Raw genomic sequence first — 16,916 nt, 5'->3', positions numbered from 1 at the left:
CGTTCAGCTCTCGCCGAGCACGGCGGCGCGGAGGTCGCCTGTCGTGTCCGACCAGTACGGGGGAGCGACCACCGTCAGCCCCCCGTCGACCGTGAGCACCTGGCCGGTGATGTAGCCGGCGCGATCCGAGAGCAGGAAGTCGGCGGCGTCGGCCATGTCGTCGGCCGTACCGGGACGCTGCAGCGGGATCTTCGACAGCACGCTCTCCATCGGCGCCATCCCGGGCACCCGGTTGTAGAAGTAGTCGAGCGAGTCGGTGTCGATCAGGCCGCCGTTCACCGCGTTGACCGTGATGCCGCGCGGGCCGAACTCGTTCGCCATGTACTTGACGTAACTCTCGTTCGCGGCCTTCGCCGAGCCGAGGGCGGCGTAGGTGGCGAAGGCGCGCTGCGACCCGTAGCTGGTGACGGCGAGGATGCGGCCGCCGCGGTCCATCAGCTCGGCCGCGCGGATGGCGCCGAGCACGAAGGAGCGGGTGTTGGTGGCGTAACTGCGGTCGAGGTGGTGCACCTTGAGCTGCGACACCGGCTTGAAGGCGCTCGCGGCCGCGTTGGCCACGAAGGCGTCGAGCCGGCCGTACTCGTCGCGCACGCTGTCGAAGAGCCGGTCGATGTCCTCGGGCAGCTCGATGTCGGCCTGCACGGTGATGCCCGAGCCGCCGGCCGCGACGACGTCGGCGAGCGACTCCTCGGCGAGGTCGGCGTTGACCTTGTAGTTGATCACGACGGCCGCGCCCTGGGCGCCGAGCTTCTTGGCCAGCAGGCGGCCGATGCCGCGGGAGGCGCCGGTGATGACGACGACGCGGGGGGTCTCGGTGGTCATGCGCGCGCTCCGTTCGCGTCGGCTGCCACTGCTGCGGCCTCGGCTTGGGCTTCCGTGTCGAGGGAGGCGGCCGCCTCGGCCTCGAGGGCGGCGGCGGTCTCGGCCGCGCTCTCGGCCGCGGCGGCGGCCTCCTTCAGGATGGCCCGCGCGACCACGGTCTTCTGGATCTCGTTCGTCCCCTCCTCGAAGCGCTGGGCCCGCGCATCCCGGTACACCCGCTCGATCGGGTTGCGGTGCCAGTATCCCTGACCGCCGTGGATCTGAAGCGCCTTGTCGGTGACCCGGGCGAGCATGTCGACGGCGATCATCTTGGAGGCGCTCGACAGCGGCGCCGCATCCGGAGCACCATTCTCGAACGCGCGGGCCGCCTCGAGCACGAGCGCCCGCGCCGCGGCGATGTCGGCGTAGTTCTCGGCCAGGTAGCCCTGGATGACCGGGCGCTCGGCGAGCTTCTTGCCGAAGGTCTCGCGCTTCAGCGCGTACTGCACGGCGAGCTCCTGCGCCCGCTCGGCCAGGCCCACGCAGCTCATCGCCACCGACACGCGGCTCGGCAGCAGGAAGCCGCCGAGCGCGACCTTGAGGCCGTCGCCCTCCTCGCCCAGCCGGGCCGAGACGGGTACGGGTGTGTCGGTGAAGTGCAGGATCGCGTGGTCGGTGCCGCGCACGCCCATGGTGTCCGAGTCGTCGATGACCTCGGCGCCCGGCAGACCGGTGTTCGGCACGAGCAGGGCGACCGTGCCGTCCTGACCCGTCGTGCCCTCGAGCCGGGCGAACAGCAGCCAGTAGTCGCACTTCACGCCGAAGGTGATCAGGTGCTTCTCGCCGTTGAGGTAGTAGGTGTCGCCCTCGCGGCGCACGGTCGTGCGGAGGTCGGCGCCGGTTCCCGCGGTCGCCTCGGTCAGCGTAAACGCGACCAGCACCTCGCCCGCCACCGACTTCTTGATGATCTCGCGCTGCGCCTCGTTCGCGAAGGGTAGCATCGCCCGCCAGGTGCCGTTGTTGACGTGGGCGAGCATCCGGATGGAGGCGTGCGAGCGGGAGAACAGCTCGATCAGCTCGAGATAGCGCGAGAACGGGATGCCCCGGCCGCCCAGTTCGACGGGGGCGGCGAGGCTCATGTAGCCGCGGTCGCGGAGCTCCTCGTAGAGGGCGCGCGGCACGTCGCCCTCGGCCTCGATCTGCTCGGCCCAGACCTCGCCGGGGCCGCGCACCCAGGCCTCGATGTCGGCCTTGACCGCCTGGAAGCCGGCCTCGTCGAAGGCGGGGGTGGTGTTCGTCGTGTCCGTGGTGCTCGTCGTGTCTGTGCTCGTCGTGTCCGTGGTGCTCATGCCGGTGCACTCGCTTTCTCGTCATCGTCTTCGAGTGCGGCGGCGATCCGCTCCCTGAGGACATTCTTCTGGATCTTGCCCACCGGATTGCGCGGCAGCGCGTCGATCAGCTCGAGCCGCTCCGGCCAGTAGTACTTGGAGACCCCCGCGGCCCGCAGGTGATCCTGCATCGCGGCGAAGCCCAGCGGCGGCTCACCGTCGGCGGTCACGACGTAGGCGCAGGCCCGTTCGCCGAGGCGCGGATCGGGCATCGCGACCACCGCGACGTCCTTCACCGCGGGATGGGTGAACAGCAGGTTCTCGATCTCGACGACGGGGATCTTCTCGCCGCCCCGGTTGATCACGTCCTTCACCCGGCCGGTCACGTGCAGGAAGCCGTCGGCGTCGACGATGCCCAGGTCGCCCGTGCGGTACCAGCCGTCCGGCGTGAAGACCTCGGCGGTCAGGTCGGGCCGGTCGAGGTAGCCGAGGAAGAGCGTGGGGCTCAGCAGCTCGTAGTGCCCCTCGCGGCCCCGGGGCAGCTCGACGCCCTCGTCGTCGACGATCCGGATGCGGATGCCCGCGAGCGGGCGCCCGTCGGTTCCCCAGGCCGAGCTCGGCGGGTCGGTGGGCGCCGAGAGCGTGCCGAGGCAGGTCTCGGTCGTGCCGAAGGCCCCGCAGACGGCGGTGTCGAGCACCCGGGTGGCGCGCCCGGCGAGCTCGCGGGGGACCGCGGCGCCCGTGGCGACGAAGATGCGGAGGCTCGCCGGGCGGGAGGCGCCGGCCTCGACCGCTCCGACGAGATCCATCAGGAACGGGGTCGCGGCTTGCACGAAGCTCGCCTGCGCCTGCCCGAAGGCCTGCTCGAGGGCGACGGAGGCGCTCCAGATCGGCTGCACGATGCTCGCGACGCCGAGCCGCCAGCTGAGCAGGAGCCCGTAGAGGAAGCCGGTCTGGTGGGCGAGCGGCGACGGGATGTAGACGCGGTCGCGGTCGCCGAGGCCGAGGTGGGCGGCCTCCATCGCGGTCGCCTGGGCGAGGGAGCGGTGCGCGTGCTGCACGCCTTTGGGCTCGCCCGTGGTGCCGGAGGTGAAGAGCAGCTGGGCCACGTCGTCGGCGCCCGGGCGGCGTCCGAGGAGCTCTGCGGTCCGCGCCGGGTCGAGGGTGACCGCGGCGAGGGCGGCGTCGAAGTCGAGGGTCGGCCACGGGATGAGGGTTTCCGGCGCGGTGCCGGGGGTGGGGTCTGTGGTCGCGACCCCGCCGGTGGTGCCGGTGCGCGCCCGCCCGGCGGCATCCACTGCACCGACGACGAGGACGTGCTCGACCGCGAGCAGCAGGTCTCGGGCCGCAGCCTCGCGCATAACCCCGGTCAGCTCGTCGGCGTGCCGGCGCCCGCGGAACACCTCGGGCACGACGAGCACCCTGGCCTTCGACCGCGAGAGCACCATGGCGACCTCGCGCTCGCCGAAGACGGGCATGATCGGGGCGACGACCGCGCCGATCTGCAGCACGCCGAGCGTGACGCTGACGCACTCGGCCCAGTTCGGCAGCTGGAAGGCGACGGATTCGCCGGGCTGCACCCCCAGGTCGAGCAGCACGGCCGAGACGCGGTCGGCCTCGGCGCGGAGCTCGGCCCAGCTGAGCGTCAGCGGGCGGTCGCCGACCTCGATCACGGCGGCCTCGTCGGGCCGCGCGGCGGCCAGGTCGTCGACCTCGGCGGTCAGTCCCCTCACGAGGCCAGGGCCTCGGCGCGCGGGCGTCCGGCCGCGCGGGCCGATCCGGCCGGGATGCTCATGTCGAGCCCGATCCGCGTCATCTCCTCGAGGAAGGTGGGATACGAGATCCGGTAGGCCCGCGGATAGGTGAGGCGGGACTCGCCTCGCGCGCGTGTCGCGGCGATCGCCAGCGACATCAGCACCCGGTGGTCGTTGAACGAGGACATCGGTGCGCCCTCGAGCGAGGTGACCCCCGTGATCTCGAGTTCGGGCCCGCGGTCGTCGAGCCGGCCGCCGAGCTTGTTCAGCTGCAGCATCGCGCGCACCCGGTCCGACTCCTTGAGGCGGATGTGCGCCACCTCGCAGAGCGTCGACACCCCGTCGGCGAAGGTCGCCATGGCCGAGAGCACCGGCAGCAGATCCGGGATGTGCTGGCAGTCCACGTGGTCGAGCGGCTTCAGCCGGATGCCGTGGTGCGTCACCCGCACGAAGCCGGTCTCCGGGTCGTGCGTCATCGGCAGGCCCATCGCGGCGGCGAGGTCGAGGAAGTCGGCCTCGGGGTGGTCGGTCTCGGCCGAGGCGGTCGCCCGGAGCCCGCGGAAGAGCACGTCCGACGGGTGGATGGCGGTCGCGGCGAGTCCGAAGGCAGCGGAACCGATGTCCGGCGGGATCGTGTAGTCGGCCGGGGTCGCGGTCTGCCCCGGCTGCACGGTGAAGGTGCGCCAGTCGTCCGAGTGCTCGACCCGGAGCCCGAAGAGGGCCATCATCCGCACGGTCAGCTCCACGTAGGGCTGCTCGTTCAGCTCGCCCACGACCTCGATGGTCGTCTCCCGGCGCGCGAACGGGGCCAGCAGCAGGAGCCCGGAGAGCCACTGCGACAGCGTGCCCGGGATGGTGACGTGACCGCCCTCGGGCCGCCCCGGCTGCACCGTGATCGGTGGGCGGTCGGCGGTCGCCTCGTAGCGCACCCCCAGCTGACCGAGCGCGTCGAGCAGCGCCTTGATCGGGCGACGGCGGAAATACTTCATCCCCGTCAGCGTGATCGGCCGGTCGGCGAGGGCCGCGAGCCCGGTCATGAAGTACAGGGTCGTGCCGGAGGAGCCGACGTTGAGCAGGCCCTCGGACGAGATCGACCCGTGGTCGACGACGCGCTCACGGGTCGAGTACGGGCCGCCGTGCACGATGTAGTTCTCGCCCTCGATCTCGATCCGGGTGCCGAGAGCGCGCAGCACCCCGACGGTCCAGACCACCTGGCGGGTCTCGGACAGCCCCCGGATGACGCTCCGGCCGGGCGCGAGGGAGGCGAGCACGAGCGCGCGATGCGCGTGGTACTTCGACACCGGCACGTTCAGTTCACCGGTCAGGGGCTCGGAGGAGCCGCTCACGAACAGTTGCACTACCAGACCTCCTGGAACTCGTCCGGGGCTCCGGACGAGCGGAGTCGCACAGGCATCGAAAAGGTTTCCGGGACCATATTGCCACCTGGCCCGTGGCGCGTCCGACGCGAGCCTGGCCTTGACAGGACCACCGAGGCGTGAGTCGACCCGGCCGTGGTGGTGCTCAGAGCACCGTGCGCACGATCGCCTGGTCGCTCCCGGCGACCCGGATGTCGACCGCGCGGATCTGCGGGGTCGGGATGCTGGTCGAGGCCGAGAGGTCGCCGGCCGCGTCGCCGCGCGCGGTCCAGGTGGCGACGGTCGTCTCCGCGCCGTCCGCATCCGTCACGACCAGGTCGTAGGTGACCGGGTCCCCGGTCGCGTCCCAGGTCTCGCGGTAGCTGCACGACCAGTCGAAACGGGTGCCCCAGCTCGCCTCCGTGACCGCGATGTCCGCGTCGATCCACCCGGGCTGCACCTGCGACATCGACACCGGCTCGGCCTCGATCACGGCCGGCACGGGGGAGGTGCCTGCTCCGGTCACGGTCACCACCGTGATGACGCCGGCGGCCACGAGGAGGGCGCCGGTGCCGATCAGGGCTCCGGCGAACCGGCGCCGGCGGGTCTGGGTGCGGCGGCGCACCGTTCGGGCGAGCTCCTGCACTCGGTCGGGGGTGTGGCGGTCGCGAGCCGGAGCGACGGGCGTGGCGCCGGGCTCGAGCAGCGTGACCGCCTCGTCCGGGGTCAGCCGGCTGAGCACCGCGGGGATGCCGGCGAGCTCGGCCATCTCGGCCGTGCAGCGGGGGCACTCGGCGAGGTGGCGCTCGAAGGCGCGGCGCTCGTCGGCACCGAGCATGCCCATGACGTAGGCGGCGTCCCAGTCCTGGAACGGGTCGTTCGGCGAATGGTCGTTCACTGGGTGACCCCCCGTTCCTGCAGGGCGAGCCGGAGCGCCCGGAGCGCGTAGTGCATCCGCGACCGGACGGTGCCGACCGGGACGCCTTCCCGCTCGGCGATCTCGCCGGCGGTGTTGCCGAGATAGTACGAACTGACGATAGCCGTGCGGTGCTCGATCGAGAGCGAGAGCAGCGCATCCGAGAGCAGCCAGCGATCGAGCACCGCGTCGGTGTGGTCGGCCGTCGCCCGTTCGGGCACGTCGTCGGTGGCGAACTCGTGGGCGTGGCGGGCGCTGCGGCGGTCGTCGATCACGAGGTTGCGGGTGACGGTGAAGAGCCAGGCGCGCACCTCCTCGTCGTCCTGCTCGAGGATGGCCGGCTTCTTCCAGGCGCGGAGGAGCGCCTCCTGCACGACGTCCTGCGAGAGGTTGGGGTCGCGCGTCAGCCGGAGGGCGTAGCGGAACAGCGCCGGGCCATGGGCGTCATGGATCGCCCGCAGCAGCTGGGCCTGGTCGTCGGACATCGCACCTCCGTCTGGGACAACGGTAGCGGGGGGCGGAACGTTCAACAGGTGTGCGGATGCGGTCTCTCAGGGCGTGACGAACAGACCCGCCTGCGCGTCGGATGCGGACTGCTGCTTCATCAGGTAGTGCTGCTTCTTGCCGGTGGCCGTGTAGGGCAGCTCGTCGACGAAGGCGTACCGGCGCGGGCGCTTGAACCGGGCCAGCGCGACGCTGTCCTGGCAGAACCGGTCGAGCTCGGCTGCGGCCGCGGCCTCATCCGGGAGCTGGCCCGTGCGGCGCACGACGTACGCGACCACGATCTCGCCCCACTCCGGGTCGGGCAAACCGGTGACGATGCTGTCGGCGACACCGGGGTGGCCGGCGAGCACCTCTTCGACCTGCACGGGATGCACGTTCTCGCCGCCGGTGATGATCATGTCGTCCTTGCGCCCGACGATGGTCACGATCTCGTCCTCGTCCCAGGTCGCGAGATCGCCCGGGTACATCCAGCCGTCGCGGAACTTCTTCGCCTGTTCCTCGGGATTGCCGGCATAGGCGTAGCCGCTCTTGACGGTGCGCATGATGACCTCGCCGACCTCGCTGCCGTCCTTCGCGATGGTGTCGGTGGGGTCGGCGAAGCGGTCGTCGTAGACCTTCACGACGGCCACGTCGTCGTCGAGGCAGGCGCGGCCGGCGGCACCCGCGGCGTCGGGCAGGTCTTCGGGGCGGAGGTAGGTGTTCCAGAACGCCTCGGTCGTGCCGTAGCCGTTGGCGATGCGCTTGGTCAGCGTGGCCTGGTAGCGGAGGGCGGCGGCGCGCTCGAGGGGCGCGCCCATGGTCACGATGCCCGAGAGCGACGAGAGGTCGCGGGGCTCGGCCTCCTGCGTCTCGGCGAGGCGCTCGAGGTTCGTGGGGGCGCCGATCACGTAGGTCAGGCGGTGCTTCTGGATCAGGTCGAGCACGAGACCCGGCTCGAACTGGGGGAGCGTCACGGCCTCGCCGCCCACGTAGAACATCGTGTTGGGCCCGGCGCAGTAGTTGCCGCCGCGGTGGAACCAGGGCGACATGTTCATGGTGCGGTCGGTCGGGCCGAGCGGGAAGTGCATGATCGCGTCGTGGGCCGAGAGGGTCTCGTTCAGGCTCGTCAGCGGCACGGCCTTGGGCATGCCGGTGGTGCCCGAGGTGTACAGCCGCGAGGTCTCGTCCCAGACAGTGCCGTCCGTCGGGGCACGGAAGCTCGGGGCCCCGTCGACGAGCAGGTCCGCGAAGCGGAGGGCACCTGGGATGGCGGGGTCGGGGGTGCTGGAGTGGTGACCGCCTGCGCGCTCACCCTCGTCGCCTGCACCTGCGCCGGCCCCGCTTTCGTCACCCGCGGGCGCATCCACTTCGACGAGCACCGGCGGGCGGAAGCTGCTCAACTCCAGCGCCGTGGCCACATCCTTCGCGAGGCTCGCCTCGTAGAAGAAGATCGCGGGCCGGGAGGTGCTGAGGATGTGCGCCGTCTCCGCCGGCGCCAACCGGAAGTTCATCGGCGACGACACCGCCCGCAGCCCCTGCGAGGCGACGTAGAGGAACGCGAACTCGGGCCGGTTGATCAGCTGGTAGCCGACCAGGTCGCCCACCCCGACGCCGTGCGCGGCCAGCCCCGCGACCAGGGCGCCGGTGACCTCGCCGAGCTGCCGATAAGTCCACGAGGCACCCGTCACCGAGTCGGTCAGGGCCGTGCGATGGGCGTAACGATGGATGTTGCGCTCGACGGCTGAGGCCCAGGTGAAGTTGTGCTCGAAGACCTGGCGGAACGCGCTCGGGTCGTAGTCGGTGTTGCCGGCCGTGCCGGGTGCGCCTGCTGTGCCGGCCGTGCCGACCGGGACGTCGTCGGTGATGCTCATGGATATCAGGTATACAACTCCTGTAGCCCTCCGCACCATTCGTCGTCCCCGGCGGCGGCCCAGCGGCGACCCGGCGGCCGCCCCGGTGCCGGCCTCGGCGGCGGCCGACTCCGGCTACACGTCGATCGAGTCGCCCGGCTGCAGGGGCACGAACTCACCCCCGCCCTGCTCAGTGGCCCAGGTGAGCCGGTCGTTGATCATCCCCTTGCCGATCACCGACAGCACCATCTCGTGCGTCGGGAACGCGCGCTTCGGCTTCACGTCGAGCACGAAGTCCATCGCCTCGGACACCTTCATCCACGGCCCCGACGCCGGCACGGCGAGTGTCTCGACCTCCACCCCCTCGGGCACGGAGAACGAGTCTCCCGGGTAGTACAACGAGTCGTTCACGAGCACGCCCACGTTGTCGATCACCGGGATCGAGGAGTGGATCACCGCGTGCCGGCCTCCGAAGAACCGCAGCGTGAACGGCCCCGCCTCGACCGTGTCGCCGGGTGCGACCGTCGTGACGTCGAAGTCGCCGGCGGCCGCCGCGACTCCCGCCGGGCCGAAGATCGGGATTCCGGGCGAGGCCTCGAGGATGCGGTTCAGCTGATCCGGCGTCCAGTGGTCGGGATGCTCGTGGGTGAGCACGACGGCGACCGCGTTCGCCGCATCCGTGATCGGTGTCGTGAACGACCCGGGATCGACGAACAGCTTCTTGCCGGAGAGTTCGAGGAGGAGGGCCGCGTGCTCGAATTTCTTGATTCTCATGATCCTCGACTCAACACCCGGCGGCACCGTGCGCGCAACGCGACTCGAAGACCCGTGGAGAGATGCGACCGTCTCATGCGCTGTGGAGGATACGACGTGGGGAATAATCGGTCGCGTGCCCCCTCCCGTGAAGCGGATCGTCGTGGCGATCAACCCGAACGCCTCCTTCGGCAAGTCGCGGCCGGTCGGTCCGTCCGTCGTGTCGGCCCTCAAGTCCTTCGGACACGACGTCGTGCCGCTCAGCGCCCCCGACTTCGACGGCCTCGTGCGCGTCGCGCGGCAGGCGCTCGAAACACCCACCGACGCCCTGGTCGTCGTTGGCGGCGACGGGATGGTGAACCTCGGCGTCGACCTGGTCGCCGGCACCGGCATCCCGCTCGGCATCATCCCGGCGGGCACCGGAAACGACTTCGCGACCGGAGTCGGCATCCCGACCGGAGATCCCGAGGCCGCCACCGCGCTCCTCCTGGCCGCGCTCGAGCGCGAGCCGCGCCTGATCGACGCCGCCCGCGTCACGGGTGCGGGCCTCGTCGTCCCCGGCGCCGGCATCGGAGGTGCCGATTTCGCCGCCGATGCCGATGGTGCCGACGGCAGCGCCGCCGAACCCCACCGCTGGTTCGCCGGGGTGCTCTCCGCCGGCTTCGACGCCGCCGTCAACGAGCGCGCGAACCTGATGCGGCGCCCGCGCGGCGCATCCCGTTACGTCATCGCCCTGGTCGCCGAGCTGCTCGACCTGCGCTCCCGCCACTACCGCCTCACGATCGACGGCGAGCCGTTCGAGGTCGACTCGTGCCTGCTCTCGGTGGCCAACAACACCACCATCGGGGGAGGGATGAAGATCGCCCCCGACGCGCTGCTGGACGACGGGCTGCTGGACGTGTTCATCGTCAAGCCGGTCTCGCGGCTGCGGTTCATCCGACTCTTCCCGAAGGTGTTCTCGGGCACGCACGCGGGGCTTGACGTGGTCGAGTTCCGGCGTGGAAAGCGTGTGACGGTGGCGTGCGACGACGTCGTCGGATACGCCGACGGCGAGCGTTTCGGGCCGCTTCCGCTGACCGTCGAGGTCGTCCCCGGGGCCCTCTCCGTGCTGATTTGAGAAGCCCTTCCGGGTGTGGCATACTCGATGAGTTGTCAAAACGGCCCCATCGTTTAGCGGCCTAGGACGTCGCCCTCTCACGGCGGTAACGCGGGTTCGAATCCCGCTGGGGTCACAACAGCGAAAGCCTCCGGTTCTCCGGAGGCTTTCTGCGTTAATGGGCATCGGATGTCGCGCTCCGGGGCTTCCCGCTTCGGAGGCTTCGGCGCCGCCTTCTCGACGCAGAGTGCTACCCGCTGTCGGAGGTCGGTGCTTGACTTGGCCCATGACAGACAACGACAAGCCCGACCTCAGCGACATCGAGTACCCGGACTACTCCGGCTACCCCGACGGCGAGGGCGTGGTCGGCAACGGCCCTACTACCGACGCAGTGCCCTCCGGTGTCGACCCGGCCGTGGCCGACGAGCCCGAAGACGCGGCCGAGGCCGTCTCCACCGACGAGGAGACGATCGTCGAGAACGACGGCTGAGCCGCGACCTGAGCAGGTGCTCTCACGGCGTGGGTGATCCTCGCGTCGGGGCGGTTCTCGGGGCGTTGGTGATCCTCGTGTCATCGGCGATTCTCACGTCGTCCTGGGGGAGTTCCCAGCGGTTCGTTGCCGTGCGTTAACCGGATTGTTGCTCACGCCCCGTACACCCCCTCTTCACCTCCCCGCGGCGAACCCGTCACGCGAGCGCCCGATCGTGAGCCCGATGCGGCCCGCCCGGGGCATTGCGTCACTTGCGATGCGGGGGAGCGGATGGCCGACACGGCGCGCGTGGTCTTCCTCGCCTTCCGCTCATCCAGCGATCCGATGAGCTTGGCGTGGAACCGCTTCCGCGAGAGCGTGGCCGTCGCCTCCGACCTCGCGCCGGCGCTCGCACAGTCGGGGGCCGTCGCACCTGGAGTCTCCGCGCCTGGGGCAGCCGCACCTGGGGTCAATGCACCTGGGCTGGCGGCCCCGTCAACCGCCCCGTCGGCTGCGGCGAAGGTTCGACGGGCCGACCCGACACGGGAGACGCGTCCAGCCGGCCGCTCGACACCGGCGGGGAGCACGGGGGTCTGGCGCATCCTGGCGACCAACAACCGGGAGCTCTGCCGCGCCGCCCACGTCTACCCGAGCTTCGGGCGGGCGCGCGGTCACGTGCTCCGGCTGCGGGAGCGCCTCGACGAGCTCGTCGTCGTGCCGGTGGTCGGGCCGCGGCCGGGGAGCCGAGGTTGGTACATGACCCTCGGCGGAGTCGTCGTCGTGACCTGCGGCCGCTGGTACGGCTCGACGGCGTCCAGCGCCGAGGCCGCGGAAGCCAGCCTCGAGGCGCTGCGCACTGCGGTCATCGCCGACGCCGCCCGCGAGCTCACTCCAGCGCCGCGCTCGGCCCGGCTGCCCGCTGGCGCCGAACTCGCATCCTGGTAGGCGCAACGGCAAGCGACGTCAGCTCGCGCGCAGGACCCCGTCGGTGAACGAGTTCAGCCGCGAGCTCAGACCCTCGGCGCGGGAGGCGATCACCGCGTTCGGGTCGGGCTGCAGCTCCGACTTCGGCGGCACGATCCTGATCAGCAGCGAGCACGAGAGATCGGCACAGATGTAGGTGCCGACCGTGCTTCCGTCCAGGCCCGCCTGCCCGGCCTTGGGGGCCGTGAACAGCGTCACCTGACCGCCCGGCAGGGGAGTGCGGCAGAGCGTGCACATCGCGGCGATCCCGGGCTTCGTGCGTGAGCCCGCGGCCTTCAGCATGATCCCCACGGGACGGCCCTCGCGCCAGTAGACGATGTATCCGCGCTGGATGGCGTGGGCGTCGCGCCAGCCGAGGAACTCCCTGTCCTCCCACACGATCTCGTGGAGGCCCGGCAGGGTCATCCGCTCGAGGTCGTGGTCGCTGATGTTCGTGAAGGACCCGAGGATCTCGGACTCGCTGAGTGGCTGCATCCCTTCCAGTTTACCGCCGGTGAGGGCTGCCGGGCCTCAGGAATGGAACTGCGGGATGATGAGGTAGATGCCGTAGAGCACCGCGGCAGCGCCGATCCCGATGCAGACCCAGCCGCCGAGCGTGGCCGGCATCGGGCGCTGCTTCGGGCTCGGGCCGAGCGAGAGCAGCCGGAGCCCCAGCGAGTAGAAACCCACCACCGCCACGGCTGCCACGAAGGCGACCACGAACACCACCACGAACGAACCCCAGTCCACCCCGAGGAACTGCCCCTCGGCCGCCGTCGCCCTGATCATCACGCGTCCTCTCCCGTGGTGCGCGCGGCACCGGTCTGCGCTGCAGTGGTCTGCGCGGCGAGGTGGTCGTCATCGCCGTCCGATCCCGCCGCATCCTCCGACTTCTCTGCTTCTTCATTGACGTTCTCGTGGGTGACCGGATGCCGGCGTGCCAGCAGGACCAGTCCCAGCCCGGCCGCGAGCGCCAGCACGATCACGATCACGAGCCCGGCGATGCTGGAGGATGCCGCCCAGGCCGCGAGCCCGCCGACCAGCGCTGCGGCCGGGAGCGTGACCAGCCACCCGGTCGCGATCCGCCCGACGATGCCCCAGTGCACGGTCGCGAGCTTCTTGCCGAGGCCCGCCCCCACGACCGCGCCCGAGGTGACCTGCGTGGTCGAGAGCGCGAAGCCGAGGTGCGACGAGATGAGGATCGTGGCCGCCGAGCTCGTCTCGGCCGCGAAGCCCTGCGGAGCGTGGATGTCGGTGATCTTCTTGCCGACCGTGCGCATGATCCGCCAGCCGCCGAGGTAGGTGCCGAGTGCGATCGCGAAGCCGCAGGAGAGGATGACCCAGAACTGCGGGCCGGAGCCGGAGTCCTGGTAGCCCGCCGAGATCAGCGTCAGCGTGATCACACCCATAGTCTTCTGGGCGTCGTTGGTGCCGTGGGCGAGGGAGACGAGCGACGCCGACACCGTCTGACCGTGCCGGAAGCCGGCATCCGAACCGCGCGCCTTGGCCTGCTGGGTGAGCCGGTAGGCGGCGTATGTCGCAACGAGGGCCACCGCGCCCGCCACGAGCGGCGAGAGCAGCGCCGGGATGAGCACGTTCGTCAGCACCACGCCGAAGTTGACGGCGTTGAACCCGGCACCGATGATCGCGGCGCCGATCAGGCCGCCGAAGAGCGCGTGGGTGGAGCTCGAGGGCAGGCCCAGGTACCAGGTGGTGAGGTTCCACAGCACGGCACCCACCAGTCCGGCGAAGATCATGATCGGCGTGATGTCGACCCCGTTCTCGCCCTCGTTGATGATGCCGCCCGAGATGGTCTTGGCGACCTCCGTCGAGAGGAACGCCCCGGCCAGGTTGAGCACCGCCGAGATGGTGACGGCGACGCGCGGCTTCAACGCACCCGTGGCCACCGAGGTGGCCATCGCGTTCGCGGTGTCGTGGAAGCCGTTGGTGAAGTCGAAGACGAGCGCGACGACGATCACGAGCAGAACGGTGACGAGAACTTCCATGCCCCCTGCCTACGACCCTCCCGTCCCGCCCGCGCGTCCCCGCACATGAACACCCGCTGAACACCGCCCCCCGATACTCCCAGTTCCGTCGAGAAGTCACTTTTACGTCCACCCCGCGGGATTTGGACGTAAAGGTGACTTCTCGACGCGGCCCGGACGCCACCCGGCCGAGCGGAGGGCGGCCTCGGTGCGGGCGACTCCCGAGGTGGGTCCCTCGGCCATGCCGAAGCGGCGCACGCGGACGTGGCGCCAACCGGAGAGAGTGAAAGCCTCGTGACGGGTGAGGTCCTTGTCGTACTGGCGCGCATCCGTTCGGTGGTGGTCGCCGTCGTACTCGACGATCACGCCCCACTCCGGGTACACCATGTCCCCGCGGCCGAGGAAACGGCCCCGTGCATCCGTGACGTCGACGTTCAGGAGTGGTTCGGGAAGCCCAGCATCCACCAGCGCCAGCCGAAGCCGGGTCTCCTGTGCGGACTCCGCCCCGTCCCGCACCAGCTCGACCGCCGACCGCAGCACCCGGATATGCCGTCCGGAGTGCCGGCGCACCGCATCCACGAGCATCGGGAGCGGCACGAACGGACGCTCGTCGACCGGATCCTGCACGCGCGGCGTCAGGACGAGATGATCCGCCGCGATGACGAGTTCGATGGGCTGAAGGAAAGCGGCCAGCGCCATCCACGTCGCGGCGGGATCGGTGACGGAGAGCCCGAAGCGCTCGGCGAACTCCGCATCGGCCGCCAAGGTATGTCCCACGGTGCCGGTCAAACGGGTGCGCGTCCCCGGTCGCCGAGTGGCGACGTGCAGTGGATGCTCGCCCTCGAGTCGCCGGGGGAGCGGGACGTCCCACAGTCGCGCCGTCGTGACGTGGCTGAACGCATCCTCAGGCCCGAGGAGTAGCTGGAGTGCCCGGCACCGTTCGAGGAAAGCCAGCCCCTCACCATCTCGCGCGGACTCGGCGACCCGCACCCCGCGGAACGGAGCGCTCAGATCCCGGCCACGGAGCCGCTCCCGTCCGAGCCCGGCGGCAACCGCCTCGGATGCCAGAAACGGCGCTCCCGAGAACCGGGGCGGGAGGCTGACGACACGAGGCATGCCCCCATGCTCACCATTCCTCGGCCCGAACGTTCCCCCTCGCCCCAACTTGTGGATGAATCCCCCTCTCCACACCGTCGAGAAGTCACTTTCACGTCTAAAACCCGGGATTTGCACGTAAAGGTGACTTCTCGGCGAAGTGGGGGATGGGGAGCTAGGCGCGGGGGGCGCGCGCCAGCGCGTCGGCCGCCCGCACGAGCGCCAGGTGCGAGAACGCCTGCGGCGTGTTGCCCGCCTGCCGCCCGCCGGCCACGTCGTACTCCTCCGACAGCAGCCCCACGTCGTTCGAGAACCCGACGAGCCGGTCCATCAGCGCCGTCGCATCCGGCACCCGGCCCGACTTCGCATACTGCTGCACCAGCCAGAACGAGCACGCCAGGAACGGATGCTCGCCCCCGGCGAGCCCGTCGACCCCCGACGACGTGCGGTAGCGCAGCAGCAGCCCGTCCTGCAGGAGGTCGTGCTCGATCGCGGCGACCGTGCCGAGCATCCGCGGGTCGTCGGCGTCGACGAAGCCGATCTGCGAGAGCAGCAGCAGCGAGGCGTCGACCTCGGTGGTGCCGTAGTACTGCACGAAGGTGTTGCGCGAGGCGTCGAAGCCCTCGGTCTCGATCTCCTCGCGGATGCGGTCGCGGAGCTCGGCCCAACGATCGGCCGGCCCGTCGAGTCCGTACTCGCGCACCGCCTCGACCCCGCACGCGAACGCGGCCCAGATCATCGCGCGCGAGTGGGTGAAGTGCTGCTGCGGCCCGCGGATCTCCCAGATGCCGTTGTCCGGCCTGTCCCAGTTGTCCTCGAGGAACCCGAGCAGCGCGCGCTGCAGCGGCCAGGAGTAGGCGTCTTCGTCGACCCCGATCCGCCGGGCCTCGCGCAGCGAGATCATCAGCTCGCCGAAGATGTCGCCCTGGTACTGCGTCGCCGCCCCGTTGCCGACCCGCACGGGCGAGGCGCCGTTGTAGCCCGGCAGGCTCAGCACCTCGTACTCGGGGAGGTACCGCTCGCCGGAGAGCCCGTACATGATCTGGATGTCGGCCGGGTCGCCCGCGATCGCGCGCAGCAGCCAGCGCCGCCAGTGCCCCGCCTCGTCCTCGTAGCCGTAGATCATCAGGGCCGAGAGGGTGAGGGAGGCGTCGCGGATCCAGGTGTAGCGGTAGTCCCAGTTGCGCGACCCCCCGAACTGCTCGGGAAGGCTCGTGGTCGCGGCCGCGACGATGCCGCCCGTGTCCTCGTGTGTCAACGCGCGCAGCACCAGCAGCGATCGCTTGACGGCATCGTGGTACGGCCCGGGGGCGTCGCTCTCGTGCGCCCAGTCGCGCCACCAGGCGGCCGTGGCCTCGATCTGCCGGTCGACGTCGAGCGGCTCCGGCGGCCGGTGGTGCGAGGGGAACCAGGTCAGCACGATGTCGACCGTCTCGTCCTCGGTCACCGTGAAGACCGACTCGTGGTGGTGGTTGGTCGCGGTGAGGGCGGGGCCGCGCACGATCACGGCGTCCGGACCGGCCACGCCGACGATCGCGTTGCCGCCGTGCTCGGGGGCCTGGCGCATCCACGGCAGGGCGTCGGCGTAGCCGAAGCGCACCGCGAGCTCCTGCCGCATCTCGACCGTGCCGCTGACCCCGCGGACGCGCCGGATCACCTGCGCACGCCGGTCGCCGTGCGGCATCACGTCGATCACCTCGGCGACCCCGGTCGCCGTCTCCCAGCGGGTGACGAGGATGAACGTGTCGTCGAGGTAGGCCCGTGTCGGCCGCGCATCCTGATCCACGGGCGCCACGCGCCACCGCCCGTGCTCCTCGTTGCCGAGCAGAGCGCCGAACATCGAGGCCGAGTCGAACCGCGGCATGCAGAGCCAGTCGATGCTCCCCGTGCGCCCGACGAGAGCCGCGGAGTGACAGTCGCCGATGATCGCGTAGTCCTCGATGGGAAGTGCCATGTGCTGATTCTGCCCTGCCGTGAAGCGGAAGCCGTCACCGGGGCTGGGAGGTCGCCGAGAGCGCATCCGCGCAATCGGTGGTGCGCGGCCGCCCGGTTGTGCTGCCGCGGCAAC

At 70.8% G+C, this 16,916-nt stretch carries 16 protein-coding genes and 1 tRNA gene; 4 read left to right on the top strand and 13 right to left on the bottom strand.

Annotated features, from left to right (window positions below; genetic code table 11):
* Positions 1-3: 3 nt before the first annotated feature.
* From HSO01S_RS09480 to HSO01S_RS09450, 8 genes are all read right to left on the bottom strand, one after another.
* A complete protein-coding gene (locus tag HSO01S_RS09480) occupies positions 4-822 on the bottom strand; it encodes an SDR family oxidoreductase (protein WP_066040670.1) in 819 nt (272 codons plus the stop codon).
* A complete protein-coding gene (locus HSO01S_RS09475; RefSeq protein ID WP_084361510.1) occupies positions 819-2,150 on the bottom strand; it encodes an acyl-CoA dehydrogenase family protein in 1,332 nt (443 codons plus the stop codon). Before HSO01S_RS09475 ends, HSO01S_RS09480 begins: the two co-directional genes overlap by 4 nt.
* Complete coding sequence (locus HSO01S_RS19325; RefSeq protein ID WP_218003790.1) at positions 2,147-3,862, bottom strand: AMP-binding protein; 1,716 nt, start codon at positions 3,860-3,862, stop codon at positions 2,147-2,149. The genes HSO01S_RS09475 and HSO01S_RS19325 overlap by 4 nt, the downstream gene beginning before the upstream one ends.
* On the bottom strand, positions 3,859-5,241 hold the full coding sequence (aroA, locus tag HSO01S_RS19320) for a 3-phosphoshikimate 1-carboxyvinyltransferase (RefSeq protein ID WP_218003789.1): 1,383 nt from the start codon (positions 5,239-5,241) through the stop codon (positions 3,859-3,861). The genes HSO01S_RS19325 and aroA overlap by 4 nt, the downstream gene beginning before the upstream one ends.
* Positions 5,242-5,404: 163 nt before the next feature.
* Positions 5,405-6,136, bottom strand: a complete 732-nt coding sequence (locus HSO01S_RS19315) for an anti-sigma factor family protein (RefSeq protein WP_066040669.1) — start codon at positions 6,134-6,136, stop codon at positions 5,405-5,407.
* Positions 6,133-6,639 carry a sigma-70 family RNA polymerase sigma factor gene (locus tag HSO01S_RS09460; RefSeq protein ID WP_066040667.1) on the bottom strand — a complete coding sequence of 169 codons (507 nt, stop codon included), beginning with the start codon at positions 6,637-6,639 and terminating at the stop codon, positions 6,133-6,135. The genes HSO01S_RS19315 and HSO01S_RS09460 overlap by 4 nt, the downstream gene beginning before the upstream one ends.
* Positions 6,640-6,705: 66 nt before the next feature.
* Positions 6,706-8,508, bottom strand: a complete 1,803-nt coding sequence (locus HSO01S_RS09455; RefSeq protein ID WP_066040665.1) for a class I adenylate-forming enzyme family protein — start codon at positions 8,506-8,508, stop codon at positions 6,706-6,708.
* A 114-nt stretch (positions 8,509-8,622) separates the two neighbouring features.
* Positions 8,623-9,261 carry an MBL fold metallo-hydrolase gene (locus tag HSO01S_RS09450; RefSeq protein WP_066040663.1) on the bottom strand — a complete coding sequence of 213 codons (639 nt, stop codon included), beginning with the start codon at positions 9,259-9,261 and terminating at the stop codon, positions 8,623-8,625.
* 115 nt (positions 9,262-9,376) lie between these two features.
* Here HSO01S_RS09450 and HSO01S_RS09445 point away from each other — a divergent pair, with 115 nt between their 5' ends.
* The 4 genes from HSO01S_RS09445 (at position 9,377) to HSO01S_RS09430 (ending at position 11,750) form a co-directional block, all read left to right on the top strand.
* Positions 9,377-10,357, top strand: a complete 981-nt coding sequence (locus tag HSO01S_RS09445) for a diacylglycerol kinase family protein (RefSeq protein WP_066040661.1) — start codon at positions 9,377-9,379, stop codon at positions 10,355-10,357.
* Positions 10,358-10,399: 42 nt separating this feature from the next.
* Positions 10,400-10,472 (top strand) — tRNA-Glu (locus HSO01S_RS09440).
* A 150-nt stretch (positions 10,473-10,622) separates the two neighbouring features.
* Positions 10,623-10,826, top strand: coding sequence for a hypothetical protein (locus tag HSO01S_RS09435; protein ID WP_066040660.1), 204 nt, complete (start codon positions 10,623-10,625; stop codon positions 10,824-10,826).
* Between the two features lie 270 nt (positions 10,827-11,096).
* Positions 11,097-11,750: a hypothetical protein gene (locus HSO01S_RS09430; protein ID WP_066040657.1), complete on the top strand. Its 654-nt coding sequence runs from the start codon at positions 11,097-11,099 to the stop codon at positions 11,748-11,750.
* A gap of 18 nt (positions 11,751-11,768) precedes the next feature.
* On the opposite strand, the gene HSO01S_RS09425 is transcribed toward HSO01S_RS09430, so the two are convergent.
* From HSO01S_RS09425 to HSO01S_RS09405, 5 genes are all read right to left on the bottom strand, one after another.
* The gene (locus HSO01S_RS09425; RefSeq protein WP_066040654.1) at positions 11,769-12,263 is read right to left on the bottom strand and encodes an FBP domain-containing protein; all 495 of its coding nucleotides are present in this window, start codon (positions 12,261-12,263) and stop codon (positions 11,769-11,771) included.
* Positions 12,264-12,299: 36 nt separating this feature from the next.
* Entirely contained in the window at positions 12,300-12,557 is a 258-nt protein-coding gene (locus HSO01S_RS09420; RefSeq protein WP_066040652.1) for a hypothetical protein, read from the bottom strand.
* Entirely contained in the window at positions 12,557-13,774 is a 1,218-nt protein-coding gene (locus tag HSO01S_RS09415; protein ID WP_084361508.1) for an inorganic phosphate transporter, read from the bottom strand. Before HSO01S_RS09415 ends, HSO01S_RS09420 begins: the two co-directional genes overlap by 1 nt.
* Before the next feature lie 102 nt (positions 13,775-13,876).
* Complete coding sequence (locus HSO01S_RS09410; protein WP_157078983.1) at positions 13,877-14,530, bottom strand: putative endonuclease domain-containing protein; 654 nt, start codon at positions 14,528-14,530, stop codon at positions 13,877-13,879.
* 493 nt (positions 14,531-15,023) lie between these two features.
* Positions 15,024-16,802, bottom strand: coding sequence for a glycoside hydrolase family 15 protein (locus HSO01S_RS09405; protein ID WP_066040649.1), 1,779 nt, complete (start codon positions 16,800-16,802; stop codon positions 15,024-15,026).
* Positions 16,803-16,916: the final 114 nt, after the last annotated feature.

It is taken from the genome of Herbiconiux solani NBRC 106740, assembly GCF_001571005.1.
GTDB lineage: Bacteria > Actinomycetota > Actinomycetes > Actinomycetales > Microbacteriaceae > Herbiconiux > Herbiconiux solani.
Note: the sequence above shows the minus strand (reverse complement) of the source record. Positions and strands in the feature narration are given on the sequence as shown.

What these genes read in the sequence shown, in the direction of transcription:
- HSO01S_RS09480 (WP_066040670.1), bottom strand. Translation starts at nt 822, where the DNA reads ATGACCACCGAGACCCCCCGCGTCGTCGTCATCACCGGCGCCTCCCGC.
- HSO01S_RS09475 (WP_084361510.1), bottom strand. Translation starts at nt 2,150, where the DNA reads ATGAGCACCACGGACACGACGAGCACAGACACGACGAGCACCACGGAC.
- HSO01S_RS09460 (WP_066040667.1), bottom strand. Translation starts at nt 6,639, where the DNA reads ATGTCCGACGACCAGGCCCAGCTGCTGCGGGCGATCCATGACGCCCAT.
- HSO01S_RS09455 (WP_066040665.1), bottom strand. Translation starts at nt 8,508, where the DNA reads ATGAGCATCACCGACGACGTCCCGGTCGGCACGGCCGGCACAGCAGGC.
- HSO01S_RS09450 (WP_066040663.1), bottom strand. Translation starts at nt 9,261, where the DNA reads ATGAGAATCAAGAAATTCGAGCACGCGGCCCTCCTCCTCGAACTCTCC.
- HSO01S_RS09435 (WP_066040660.1), top strand. Translation starts at nt 10,623, where the DNA reads ATGACAGACAACGACAAGCCCGACCTCAGCGACATCGAGTACCCGGAC.
- HSO01S_RS09430 (WP_066040657.1), top strand. Translation starts at nt 11,097, where the DNA reads ATGGCCGACACGGCGCGCGTGGTCTTCCTCGCCTTCCGCTCATCCAGC.
- HSO01S_RS09425 (WP_066040654.1), bottom strand. Translation starts at nt 12,263, where the DNA reads ATGCAGCCACTCAGCGAGTCCGAGATCCTCGGGTCCTTCACGAACATC.
- HSO01S_RS09420 (WP_066040652.1), bottom strand. Translation starts at nt 12,557, where the DNA reads ATGATCAGGGCGACGGCGGCCGAGGGGCAGTTCCTCGGGGTGGACTGG.
- HSO01S_RS09415 (WP_084361508.1), bottom strand. Translation starts at nt 13,774, where the DNA reads ATGGAAGTTCTCGTCACCGTTCTGCTCGTGATCGTCGTCGCGCTCGTC.
- HSO01S_RS09405 (WP_066040649.1), bottom strand. Translation starts at nt 16,802, where the DNA reads ATGGCACTTCCCATCGAGGACTACGCGATCATCGGCGACTGTCACTCC.